Source organism: Rheinheimera mesophila, assembly GCF_000986865.1.
Classification (GTDB): domain Bacteria; phylum Pseudomonadota; class Gammaproteobacteria; order Enterobacterales; family Alteromonadaceae; genus Pararheinheimera; species Pararheinheimera mesophila.
Window position 1 is genome coordinate 12,711 of record NZ_LAVS01000086.1, and the last position, 12,350, is coordinate 25,060.

Consider the following 12,350-nt stretch of genomic DNA (forward strand, 5'->3'; position numbering starts at 1 on the left):
CCTGTAGTCTGAAGCAGGTTAAAAAACAGGGTGCTGATATAAATCAATAACTGTGAAAATCTTTGCACAGACATGAAATTTTTTTTAGACCATCAGGGTCTATTGTTGGCAACTTAATGCAACCACAAGGAACATTGTTATGAAATCAAATAAAACTACTGCTGTTGCTGTCAGTGCTTTAGTGTTGGGGTCTTTATCTACGCTGAGCTTAAGCGCCAATGCCAATCCGTTTTCTGCGGAGCAGTTAAACGCAGGTTACCAATTAGCTTCCGCTGAAGCGTCATGTGGTGCTGATAAAGCCAAAGAAGCCAAATGCGGTGAAGATAAAGCCAAAGACAAAGAAGCCAAATGCGGTGAAGGCAAATGTGGCGGCGATAAAAAAGACGCCAAAGATAAAGAAAAAACCAAAGAAGCTAAATGTGGTGAAGGCAAGTGCGGAGGCATGGCCTAATCCGATGATGCGTCAGCCTGCATCGGTAGGCTGACGACTTTTCAGGAGTAGTTATGTCTGACTGTTCTTTTGGTTTGACCCCGTCAGAGGTGGGGCTAGGTCTGCGTCGCGAAATGTTAGCTGCCCTTGTCGAACAACCGCGGGCGGAAATTGACTTTTTTGAAGTCGCACCGGAGAACTGGTTGCCTTACGGAGGCCACTACCAAAAAAAATTCCGAGAGCTGACCGAACGTTACCCTTTTATTTGTCATGGCTTGTCATTGTCTTTAGGCAGTCCTGATCCGCTGGATCTGGATTTTGTGCGTCAGATCAAAGCGTTTCTAAAAGAACATCAAATTAAGCTTTACAGTGAGCATTTAAGTTACTGCTCTGCAGCGGGGCATCTGTACGACTTATTACCTATTCCATTTACTGAAGAGGCGGCAGTTTATGTGGCCGAGCGTATCCGCACAGTGCAGGATATTCTTGAACAGCCTTTAGTGATTGAAAACGTCTCTTATTATGCCGCACCGGGCCAGGAGCTGACTGAACTGGAATTTACCAAGGCAGTATTAGAACTGGCTGACTGTAAACTGCTTTTGGATGTGAATAATATTTACGTCAATTCTGTCAATCACGGTTACGATGCTTTCGCCTTTTTAACAGGTTTGCCCACTCAACGTATCGCTTATGGCCATGTCGCCGGACACTACAAAGAGCACGATCAGTTACTTATTGACACGCACGGTGCTGATGTCGCCGACCCGGTCTGGGCTTTGTTAGCTGAAGCTTATCGGCATCACGGGCTATTTCCGACGTTGTTGGAGCGGGATTTTAATATCCCGGATCTGCAGCAGTTACAGACGGAGCTTGAGCATATCCGCTCTTTGCACACTGGCTCAGTGCTAAAACGCAGGGCCTGATATGAAGTTTCAACAGGTTCAACAGCAGTTTGTTGCCTATTTACGTTCGCCAGAGCAGAGCGAAAAGCCAGCCGACGTCACGCAGGAAAGGCTGAATGTCTACCGGGAGTTATTGTTTAACAATGTGACCGGTTTTGTCAGCGGTGCCTTTCCTGTGTTGAAGTCTTTGTATTCAGAACAGGCCTGGCAACAGAGGGTACAGCAGTTTTTTGCCTTGTACCGCTGCGAGAACCCATTCTTTTTATCCATAGCCGAAAGTTTTTTAGCTTTTTTACAAAAGCAGTACCAGCTTCAACACGACGATCCTGTATTTATGCTGGAGCTGGCTCATTACGAATGGCTTGAGCTTGAGTTAGCAACACGCAAAGCTCAAGGTGGTCCTGAGCTGACTGAGGTAAAACGTCAGACTCTGCAGTTGTCTGAGCTGGCATCGGTGCAGGCTTATCAGTATCCGGTGCATAAAATTTGTGCTGAGTTTCAACCAACTGAGCCTGAAGTAAGTTTTTTATTGATTTACCGTAACCAGGAAGACGAAGTCACCTTTGTTGCCTTGAATCAACTGACGACCTTATTACTGCAGTTGCTGGGCCAACAACCCGGCGCAACCTTGACGGAGCTGGTGACACAAATGCAGCCTTATGTACCTCAGCTTCATGCTGACCAGCTATTCAGTGGTGCAGAACAAATGCTGACTGATTTTGCAGCAAAAGGTATAGTGCATGCTTTTCAAGCGCAGTAAAATTCATTACCATGTTTCACCTTTTTAGCGAGTGAGCTCAGATTATGGCAGACGAAAATTTTAAAGAGTCTTTTGGTATTGGCCAATTAGTGTTACTGATAGTCGCATTTGTGGTTTGCTTATGTTTACCACCGATCATCAGCTGGGTTCGCTTTTTCAGCTAAAGTGTCGCGAGTGACAAAAAAACCGCCTTGTGGCGGTTTTTTTATCTATTTTCAATGGAGAGCAAAGGGCTTGTCCCTTTTTATTAATTCAAATCAGGAAACTGAGAATGACGACAGAATCTCTTTCTGCTTTATTAAGCCAGGTGATCAAGGCGGTGCCTGATTACCCGAAACCAGGCATTTTATTTCGCGATGTGACCAGTCTGATGCTGGATGCTGAAGCTTTTGCCAAAGTGATAGACGCCTTTAAAGCACAGTATCAGCACAAAGGCTTTACTAAAATTGTCGGTACAGAATCCCGCGGCTTTATTTTTGGTGCACCTTTGGCTTATGCCATGGGTTTACCTTTTGTGCCAGTTCGTAAGCCGGGCAAGTTACCGCGTGAACGTATTGCACAGTCCTATCAATTGGAATATGGCGAGGACACGCTGGAAATTCACAAAGACGCGATAGTCTCAGGTGATAAGGTGCTGTTAGTGGATGACTTATTGGCCACAGGTGGTACTATTGCCGCAACAACCAGTTTAGTGGAGCGCTTAGGTGGCAAAGCCACTGATGCTGCTTTTGTGGTGAATCTGCCAGATTTAGGCGGACAAGCACGGTTAGAAAAGCTGGGTTTAAACCTCTACAGTCTGGTTGAATTTGCAGGCGATTAATTCCAACCTAGCCAGCATTGCAGTGACAGTGCGCAGCCAGCAAGGCTGTCGCTTCAGGTACAAGGGCTAAAACACATAGGCACAGGTGACATGAGTTATCAGGTACTGGCAAGAAAATGGCGACCGCAACATTTTGGTCAACTGGTCGGCCAGGATCATGTGAAAACAGCGCTGACCAATGCGCTCAACCACAACAGATTGCATCATGCCTATTTATTTACCGGTACCCGTGGTGTCGGTAAAACCACCATAGCCCGTATTTTTGCCAAAAGCTTAAATTGCGAAACCGGTGTCACCTCCACGCCATGTGGCGTGTGCAGTGCTTGTGTGGAGATTGATCAGGGATTTTTTGTTGATCTGTTAGAAATTGACGCGGCCTCCCGTACTAAAGTGGAAGACACCCGCGATTTACTCGACAATGTGCAATACGCGCCCAGTCGTGGCCGTTATAAAGTCTATTTAATCGACGAAGTGCATATGCTGTCGCGCCACAGTTTCAACGCACTGTTGAAAACTCTGGAAGAACCGCCACCCCATGTAAAATTTTTGCTGGCAACGACAGATCCACAAAAGTTACCGGTGACCGTGTTATCCCGTTGTTTGCAGTTCAGTTTAAAGGCGCTGAGCCCAGAGCAGATTAAACAGCACTTAGCTTATGTCCTGGCGCAAGAGGGGATCCCGGCGGCAGAGGATGCGCTGGCGTTGTTAGCTCGTGCTGCCAAAGGCAGTTTACGCGATTCATTAAGCTTAACCGATCAAGCCATAGCCCAGAGTAATGCCAATATCACTGTGCCTTTAGTGCGCGATATGTTGGGCTATCTGGAGCAGCAATGGGCCGAGCTCTTATTAGCCGCGGTAATTAACCGGGATTTAGCCGCGCTGAAACAGCATCTGGATCAATTGGTGCAGCAACACAGTCATTTTGCCCATGTGCTGGATGATATGCTGGCCTTGTTGCATTTAGCAGCCTTAAGTCAGTTTAACTGGCAGGCCGCTGATGTAGTGACAGAACACAGTGCTTTTGTGCAGCAATTGGCAGAGCAACAAAGCCCTGAACAATTGCAGCTATTTTATCAGTTATTGATTTCCGGCAAAAAAGAATTGGCCTTTGCACCAGAACCCCGTATTGGTCTGGAGATGGCATTGTTGCGGGCTGTCGCTTTTGTACCTGGTACTGCTGAGGCCTCTCCTGCGATGCGAGCTTCAGCGCATGTGTCGCATGCGGCTGAACTGAAAGCGAAATTTAATTTGCCCGAAACCCCAACTGTGGCTAAAGAGTCTGAAGTTGTGCCTGCTGTGGTGGCTACAACTGAAGCCCCGGAGGTAGCTGCGCAGCAGGTTGTAACAGAAGTTAGTGCACCTGTGGTACCAGCTTCGGCTCCTGCAGGTATTGCCGCTTCTATATTGGCGCGGCGTGGTATTAAGGCAGATCCTGTCAGTGCTGATAAAGCAGTGGAGACTCAAAGCGAAAAAAAGTCTGAACCTGCTCCTGCTGTAGCCGCGGCTGCAGAGCCTGTGGCTATGCAAAGCACACAGCTTGCGCCGGAGCCTGTGGTACCAGAGTGGCAGTCCAGAGTTCAGCGCCCTGATGTGCAGCAACAAACTCCGGTAGCTATTGAGCAAAGCGCTGTGATGCAGGCCGCTATGCCAGAACAAGCCGAAGTGAGCATGCCGGCTTATCCGGATGATATTGATGCCACAGATCTGCCAACAGAAGATGCAGATTTTGCCGCCGATTGGGCCTGGCAGGAGTTTCAACAACAGCATCAAGCACAACCAGAAGCTGTAACGACGCAACCTGAACCTAAAGCGCAGTACCGTTTTGACGGCGTGATCACCGCCGAAAACTTTTCAGTGCGTCTCGCCGCTCAGGTGGACGAGTGGGCCGCTTTTGTCGATAGCCTAAACTTAGGTGGCCTATTACGTTTGTATTTGCTGCACAGCGCTATGAGCTGGGCTGGGGATACTGTGCAATTGCAGGTTTGTCAAAGCCAGCAACATCTGGATAAAGAAAAGTTCCGGGCAGAAATGGTCAAAGAACTGAGTCAGGCCTTTCACAAAGCGGTACGACTGGATATTCAGTATCAGCCCTGGGTAGAGACTTGTCCTGTGGCTATTCAGCAGCGTATTGAGCGCGAACGTTATGTTTATGTCGAGCAGTTATTGCAGCAAGACCCTTGGGTGGTGCAATTGCAAAAAGACTTTGGGGCGGAAATAGTGCCGGACAGTATTGTCGTCAACTAATTCGTCTTGTGTTTTGGGGCCCAAGTCATTATCTTGTCGCCAGTTAAATCGAGTCATTTTTAAAGAGAGTACAGTTATGTTCAAAGGTGGTGGTGGCGGTTTAGGCAATATCATGAAGCAGGCGCAAGCCATGCAGGATAAAATGCAAAAGGCCCAGCAGGAATTGGCTAATCTGGAAGTGACAGGCGAGTCCGGTGCTGGTCTGGTCAAAGTGACCATGACAGGCAACCACAATGTACGCCGTGTCAGCATAGACGACAGTCTGATGCAGGATGACAAAGAAATGGTGGAAGACTTAGTGGCTGCTGCTATCAACGATGCAGTGCGTCGTGTTGAAGAAGCTAATAAAGCCAAAATGGCTGCTGTGACCGGTGGTATGCAATTACCTCCTGGTTTTAAGATGCCGTTTTAAGTTGTTGTCTGACAGCGCATGAATAAATTCAGCCCTTTGCTGCAGCAGTTGATCGACGCCTTGCGTATATTGCCGGGCGTAGGTCCAAAGTCGGCTCAACGTATTGCCCTGCAGTTGCTCGAACGCAACAGAACAGGGGCCATGCAGTTGGCCAAAGCTTTGGCTGTAGCGATGGAGAAGGTAGGGCACTGCCAGCAGTGCCGTACTTTTTGCGAAACTGATTTATGTGCTATTTGTTCAGATCCAAGGCGCAGCGACAGTCAAAGCCTTTGTATTGTCGCATCGTCTTCCGACCAGTTTGCCATAGAGCAAACCGGTCAGTTTAAAGGCCGCTATTTTGTCTTGCAGGGCCAGTTGTCGCCGCTTGATGGTATAGGACCTGCAGAACTTGGCCTGGATTTACTGCAAAAGCAGTTAGGTACAGGTTCAGTGCAGGAAGTGATACTGGCGACTAATCCGACTGTCGAAGGCGATGCCACGGCCTATTACATTGCTGAGCAGTGTAAAAAGTATCAGGTGAATGTGTCCCGTATCGCCCATGGTGTGCCTGTCGGTGGGGATTTAGAGTATGTCGACGGGACTACCCTGTCGCACGCCTTTAGTGGCCGCAAACCCATCTGAGCTTCGTCCTTGAAGCTATAGCTTTGTTGGTTCCGCCTCTCGGCCCAATTGCATAGTAAGCTATGTATATTGGGGACTCGCATGCTCGCCGCCGCGCTCTAACTTTGCTTATTTTTTCTCCGGTTGCCTGATCCTCCATTTTGTTCCGGGTTTTACCGCTATTGCCCCCTTGATATTTGTGGGTATTAAACCCATATCCTTGCCAGCGTCAATTTAAAGTCATTCTAGGTAAGAAAAGGAGCTGTATATGACTGAAACAGTACAAAAACAAAAGCACGGCTTTCAGGCCGAGGTCAAACAACTTCTGCAGCTGATGATCCACTCGCTGTACTCCAATAAAGAAATCTTCCTGCGTGAGCTGGTGTCCAATGCCTCAGATGCGGCCGATAAACTACGCTTTTTAGCCTTGTCAGACAGCAGTCTGTACGACAATGACGGCGAGTTGCGGGTCCGTATCAGTCTGGATGAAGCGGCTAAAACCATTACCATCAGCGATAACGGTATCGGTATGACACAGGATGAAGTCATTAGCCATTTAGGTACTATCGCTAAATCTGGTACTAAAGAGTTTTTTGGCCAGCTTTCTGGTGATCAAACCAAAGATTCCCAGCTAATAGGCCAGTTTGGTGTAGGTTTCTATTCCGCTTTTATCGTGGCCGACAAAGTAACAGTGAAAACCCGTAAGGCCGGTGCACCGGCTGATTCTGCCGTACAGTGGGAGTCAACGGGCGAAGGTGACTACACCATCGAGCCTATTGTCAAAGCCAGCCGTGGTACCGACATCATCCTGCATTTACGTGAGGAAGAAACTGAGTTTTTAAGTCAGTGGAAAGTCGAGTCCATTGTGACAAAATACTCGGACCATATCAGCATTCCGGTGGAGATGTATCAGGAAGGCACACCAGAGCGTGACGGTGAAGACGGCGAAAAAATTCCTGCAACCGAGGGCTACTGGAAAGCGGTGAACAAAGCCACAGCACTGTGGATGCGTGATAAATCTGAAGTCACAGACAATGAGTACCAGGAATTTTACAAGCATATCTCTCATGACTGGACTGAGCCACTGACCTGGAGTCACAACAAAGTCGAAGGTAATACCAACTACACCAGCTTATTGTATGTGCCGAAAAAGGCTCCTTTTGATCTGTGGAACCGTGAGGCCCGTCATGGCTTAAAACTCTATGTCCAGCGTGTATTTATTATGGATGACGCTGAACAGTTTATGCCAAGCTATCTGCGTTTTATCAAAGGCGTGCTGGACTCCAGCGATTTACCGCTGAACGTATCACGTGAAATTCTGCAGGATACCAAAGTGACCCAAAGCCTGCGTAAAGGCTGTACTTCACGTGTGTTGAAAATGCTGGAGAAAATGGCCAAAGCTGACGATCAAACCGAATACCAGACCTTCTGGACTGAGTTTGGTCAGGTGATGAAAGAGGGCCCGGCTGAAGATTTTGCCAACAAGGAAACCATCGCCAAGTTACTGCGTTTTGCTTCAACTCACACTGATACGGCCGAGCAGAATGTTAGCTTAGAAGCTTATGTCAGCCGGATGAAAGAAGGTCAGGACGAGATTTATTTTATTGTTGCTGATAGCTTCGAAGCCGCTAAATACAGCCCGCACTTGGAAGTGCTGCGTAAAAAAGGCATTGAAGTCTTGTTGTTGTCCGATCGTATCGACGAATGGTTAATGCAGCATCTGACTGAGTTTGAAGGCAAAAAGCTGCGTTCTGTCGCCAAAGGTAATCTGGATATCAGCAAGCTGGACGACGAAGAAACCAAAAAAGCTCAGGAAGAAACAGAAAAGCAATTTGCGGCTGTGACAGAACGTTTTAAAACCGCATTAGGTGATCAGGTGAAAGCGGTAAAAATCAGCCATCGTTTAACCGATAGCCCGGCTTGTGTGGTCACTGACGAGTTTGATATGAGCACACAGATGATCAAGTTGATGGAATCTGTTGGTCAGAAAGTGCCGGACGTGAAACCTATTTTTGAATTGAACCCGGAGCATGCGTTGGTGAAACATATTGCCGATGTGCAGGACGAAACTCAGTTTAAACAGTGGGCTGAAGTCTTGTTGGATCAGGCGTTGCTCGCTGAACGTGGCAGCCTGAAAAATCCTGCCACTTTTGTCAGCCGCTTAAACGCATTACTGCTGGATTTATCGAAAAAAGCATAAGTTTTCTACGGTGTGATCAAAAGCCTCTGCTCGGACAGGGGCTTTTTTATTCGCTGCCATCCATGGCGCTCACCCTTGGGGCCAACGCTTCGCGTTGTTAAAAATGACTCCGGGTAATTTTTTATTCGCTGCCATCCATGGCGCTCACCCTTTGGGCTAACGCTTCGCGTTGTTAAAAATTGCTCCAGACAATTTTTTATTCGCTGCCATCCATGGCGCTCACCCTTGGGGCCAACGCTTCGCGTTGTTAAAAATGACTCCGGGTAATTTTTTCTAAATCAGAGGAAAGATTTCCCGCTATTGCCCTGTCTTTTATCACAACAGCATTATGCGGAGCCTGCTTGTGATACAACAAAGTATCCTGTGTTATGAAAAATTAGTGACAAAGCTGCAGCGACTGGATTTTCTTGCTTTGTTGTTACTGAGGTTATACCTGACACCTGTCATGATGCAGGCGGGCTGGACTAAGTTGGAAAACTTTGACAGTACATTAAGCTGGTTTGCTAACCCGGACTGGGGATTAGGGTTGCCTGCACCAGCTTTGTTGCTGAGCTTGGTGATTTTGCTGGAGTTAGCTGGTGGATTGGCATTGTTATTGGGGTTGTTTACCCGTCTGACCGCTGTGGGCTTGAGTATCACTATGCTGGTCGCTATGGTCACTGTACATGGCAAAAATGGCTGGCTGGCGATAGCCGATGCATCGAGCTGGTTGGCAGACGGCACTATTTTTTATAACCAAGCTGTGCTGACTGCATCGGATAAACTGGCTAAAGTGAATCAAATTTTGCAACAACAGCCTGATTACGACTGGATGCTGTCCAGCGGCAAACTGGTGGTATTGAACAACGGTATAGAGTTTGCCGCTACTTATTTCGTGATGTTACTCGTTTTGGTCGTTTATGGCGCAGGGCGCTGGTTGAGCCTGGACTATTGGCTGTCGCCTAAGGTGGCTCGAACGGTCACATCTGAGGAGGAGCGCGCTTGAGTTTGTTTCGTGCTATGCCCTATAGTGAACGGCCACAACCGGACATCCAATCAAAGATCCAACCGGATACGGTACCTTCGTCGATAAGGACAAAAAATCTGATGTGGTGGTCAACAGCGAACACGGCTGAAAAAAAACAGCGGCCAGAAAAGGAACAGCGCCAGCATAGCTATATGCAATTGGTGCATTTGTATCATGCGGATTTGTATCGTTATAGCTGCTGGATTTGCAAAAATACCGATATCGCGGAAGATCTGGTGCAGGACACTTATCTGCGGGCCTGGAAAAGTATTGATTTATTACAAAATGAGGCATCGGCCAAAGCCTGGCTTTTTACCATTTTACGTCATGAAAATGCCCGTCGTTTTGAACGTAAGCAATTTCAGTATCAGGAGGTTGAACAGGACCTGCTGTTGGATGAGCATCAGGTCAGCCCTGAACAATTGTATTCACAGCAGCAGTTGCTGAAGCAGCTTGAAAGTCTGGAGCCTGAATACAGTGAACCTTTGATCCTGCAACTGATCGGTGGTTTTAGTGGCGACGAAATCGCTCAGTTACTGTCTCTGAACCTCAATACAGTCAATACCCGTTTATTCCGCGCCCGTAAGCAGTTACGGGATTTATTAACTGATGAAAGCGCCAGGGAGCGAAAAAATGGATGAGTTAGAAGTTCGTCGCCGTTTGCTGACTGATCCCTATCGGCTGAGTGCTGAGCAGCAGGAACAGTTGAAACAAGACCCGGACAGTCAGCAATTTCATCAAGATATACTGCAGTTGGATCAACAGATCAGACAGCTATTAAGTCCGCCTGTGCCAAACACACTGGAACATAGCTTGTTGCTACAACAACATAAATACAAGCAACAGCAGCAAAAACGCTTTTATCAGCATCTGGTCGCACTGGCGGCTTCTGTCGCATTTTTAGCTGGTTTTGCCCTGAACTGGTCTTTTTTTCTGTATGGTTCACAAAGCCTTGGCGAGAACTCGCTGGCTCATGTCTACCACGAAGAGCCCTATATGCAGCAGAGAATGACCGCTTTGTCGTTAGCAGATGTGAATCTCAAATTAGCTGATTTTGATGCGCAGCTCAGTGCATCAGACTATAACGTGGTATTTGCTAATTATTGCAACTTCCGTGGCTCTCGCTCTTTGCATTTGGTGTTAGACACAGAACAAGGTTTGATGACGGTCTTTGTGGTGCCCAAAGAAAATTCTTTGAGTTTTGAAGCAGAATTCCATGATGATAAATATCAGGGACGCAGTATTGCGACCCACAAAGCGATTCTGGTGATGGTCAGTGATAAAGCTGAAACACTTCAGCGGGGTGAGCAACAGGTACTGAACAGTCTTCAATTTAAGGCTTGACCAACAAAATCTTTGGAGGTGCTTTATGTGCCTCCAAAGCGTTTTCCAATAAAATCTTGTGTTTTCTTGATCTTCATCAATTTTAACCTGACAGCTTCGTTCCGTTTCTTTTTTACTGATTATTTATCAATGACTTAATTTTAATTTGCTCTGGTTGTTATTTCAGCGGCTTCACAATTTCACTACAAGGCTGTTGAGACAGCTTTTGCTCTGCAAAGCAGTAAAGATGCACGACCTTAGTCGAATAGCCTGCTGTGTTTATTCGACTTTTTTGTCTTTTAGCTGCATTTCTACCCATGAATTAGCCCAATGTGTCGTTGTAGCAAGTTATCCTACCAAAGTAGGCTTGACGAAGGCTTATCAGGTAAGACAAGCAGACAAATTCCTTGTCTGATGATGCGCATTATGTAAAGATTCAACCCTTATAACAAATGGAACAATCCCAGGTTAATTGAGGATCTTTGTATGCGTATTATTTTGTTGGGTGCCCCGGGTGCTGGTAAAGGAACTCAGGCGCAGTTTCTGATGAACAAGTATGGGATCCCACAAATTTCGACTGGCGACATGCTGCGTGCTGCGATTAAAGAAGGTAGCGCTCTGGGTTTGGCTGCGAAGCAAGTGATGGATGCAGGCCAGTTGGTGTCTGATGATTTAATTATTGGTTTAGTCAAAGAGCGGATCAGTAAAGAAGATTGCGCCAAAGGTTTCCTGCTAGACGGTTTCCCACGTACCATTCCACAAGCGGATGCGATGAAAGCCAACGGTGTGGTGGTGGACCATGTGATCGAATTTGATGTACCGGACGATGTGATCGTGGAGCGGATGAGTGGCCGTCGTGTGCATCCGGCCTCAGGTCGTGTGTACCATGTCAGCTACAACCCGCCGAAAGTGGAAGGAAAAGACGATCTGACGGGTGAAGATTTAGTGATCCGCGAAGATGATAAAGAAGAAACAGTACGTAAACGTCTGGGCATTTATCATGAGCAAACTGAGCTTCTGGTTGGTTATTACCGCAAAGAAGCCGAGCAAGGACGGACTCAGTATCATCATATGGTGGGTACTTTACCGGTTGAGCAAGTCAGTGCTCAACTGGAAGCCTTGTTAGGATAAGTCTTAGCAGTATTGACCAAGCCCACGTTCAGTGGGCTTTTTATTAAATCGTTCAAGTGAACCCTGTCGTTGAGGGTAGCCGCGCTGTTGCGGTTCATTTGGCATCTGGACAGCGTTTATCAGCCCAAGGTTAGTGAATATGAGCTTAGCTATTACATCTTTTTATGCGGCAGTTTTAGCCTTATTTTATGTGGTATTGGCTGGATTAGTGATCCGCCAGCGCTTTAAACACAGAGTGGGTCTTGGCACGGGTAAAGACGTCGAGTTGTTACAGGCAGTGCGGATGCACGGTAATTTTGCTGAATACGTCCCATTGCTGCTTATTTTAGTCGCCTTGCTCGAACTGCAGCAGAGTGAAATATGGCAACTGCATCTGGTGGCCGGTCTTACTTTAGCGGGCCGGGTGCTACATGCCATAGGCTTATGGCGGAGCAGCGGCACTTCAGCCCCACGTTTCTTAGGAATGATCACCACTTTTGCGGCTCTTATTTTCGGTGCTGTTTTTTTATTGATGAAGTAACA

13 protein-coding genes are annotated in these 12,350 nt (G+C 47.2%); all 13 read left to right on the plus strand.

The features are described 5' to 3' along the window. Window positions 1–139: 139 nt before the first annotated feature. The 13 genes from SD53_RS12730 (at window position 140) to SD53_RS12790 (ending at window position 12,348) form a co-directional block, all read left to right on the plus strand. The gene (locus tag SD53_RS12730; RefSeq protein ID WP_046520580.1) at window positions 140–451 is read left to right on the plus strand and encodes an HvfA family oxazolone/thioamide-modified RiPP metallophore; all 312 of its coding nucleotides are present in this window, start codon (window positions 140–142) and stop codon (window positions 449–451) included. A 53-nt stretch (window positions 452–504) separates the two neighbouring features. Further along, window positions 505–1,353, plus strand: coding sequence for an HvfB family MNIO-type RiPP peptide maturase (locus SD53_RS12735; protein WP_046520581.1), 849 nt, complete (start codon window positions 505–507; stop codon window positions 1,351–1,353). Between the two features lies 1 nt (window position 1,354). Beyond that, window positions 1,355–2,092 (plus strand): HvfC family RiPP maturation protein, encoded by a 738-nt coding sequence (locus SD53_RS12740; protein WP_046520582.1) that lies wholly within the window; start codon window positions 1,355–1,357, stop codon window positions 2,090–2,092. A gap of 271 nt (window positions 2,093–2,363) precedes the next feature. Further along, window positions 2,364–2,912 carry an adenine phosphoribosyltransferase gene (gene apt, locus SD53_RS12745; protein ID WP_046520583.1) on the plus strand — a complete coding sequence of 183 codons (549 nt, stop codon included), beginning with the start codon at window positions 2,364–2,366 and terminating at the stop codon, window positions 2,910–2,912. Between the two features lie 90 nt (window positions 2,913–3,002). Next, window positions 3,003–5,156, plus strand: coding sequence for a DNA polymerase III subunit gamma/tau (gene dnaX / locus SD53_RS12750; protein ID WP_046520584.1), 2,154 nt, complete (start codon window positions 3,003–3,005; stop codon window positions 5,154–5,156). A gap of 76 nt (window positions 5,157–5,232) precedes the next feature. Further along, a complete protein-coding gene (locus tag SD53_RS12755; RefSeq protein WP_046520585.1) occupies window positions 5,233–5,568 on the plus strand; it encodes a YbaB/EbfC family nucleoid-associated protein in 336 nt (111 codons plus the stop codon). A gap of 18 nt (window positions 5,569–5,586) precedes the next feature. Next, the gene (gene recR / locus SD53_RS12760) at window positions 5,587–6,189 is read left to right on the plus strand and encodes a recombination mediator RecR (RefSeq protein ID WP_046520586.1); all 603 of its coding nucleotides are present in this window, start codon (window positions 5,587–5,589) and stop codon (window positions 6,187–6,189) included. A gap of 247 nt (window positions 6,190–6,436) precedes the next feature. Continuing rightward, a complete protein-coding gene (gene htpG, locus SD53_RS12765; RefSeq protein ID WP_046520587.1) occupies window positions 6,437–8,368 on the plus strand; it encodes a molecular chaperone HtpG in 1,932 nt (643 codons plus the stop codon). Window positions 8,369–8,711: 343 nt separating this feature from the next. Further along, complete coding sequence (locus SD53_RS12770; RefSeq protein WP_241481797.1) at window positions 8,712–9,353, plus strand: HvfX family Cu-binding RiPP maturation protein; 642 nt, start codon at window positions 8,712–8,714, stop codon at window positions 9,351–9,353. A 101-nt stretch (window positions 9,354–9,454) separates the two neighbouring features. Next, window positions 9,455–10,015 carry a sigma-70 family RNA polymerase sigma factor gene (locus SD53_RS12775; protein ID WP_046520589.1) on the plus strand — a complete coding sequence of 187 codons (561 nt, stop codon included), beginning with the start codon at window positions 9,455–9,457 and terminating at the stop codon, window positions 10,013–10,015. After that, window positions 10,008–10,718: a DUF3379 family protein gene (locus SD53_RS12780; RefSeq protein ID WP_046520590.1), complete on the plus strand. Its 711-nt coding sequence runs from the start codon at window positions 10,008–10,010 to the stop codon at window positions 10,716–10,718. Before SD53_RS12775 ends, SD53_RS12780 begins: the two co-directional genes overlap by 8 nt. A gap of 465 nt (window positions 10,719–11,183) precedes the next feature. After that, window positions 11,184–11,828, plus strand: a complete 645-nt coding sequence (gene adk, locus SD53_RS12785; RefSeq protein ID WP_046520591.1) for an adenylate kinase — start codon at window positions 11,184–11,186, stop codon at window positions 11,826–11,828. 139 nt (window positions 11,829–11,967) lie between these two features. Beyond that, a complete protein-coding gene (locus SD53_RS12790) occupies window positions 11,968–12,348 on the plus strand; it encodes an MAPEG family protein (protein WP_046520592.1) in 381 nt (126 codons plus the stop codon). Window positions 12,349–12,350: the final 2 nt, after the last annotated feature.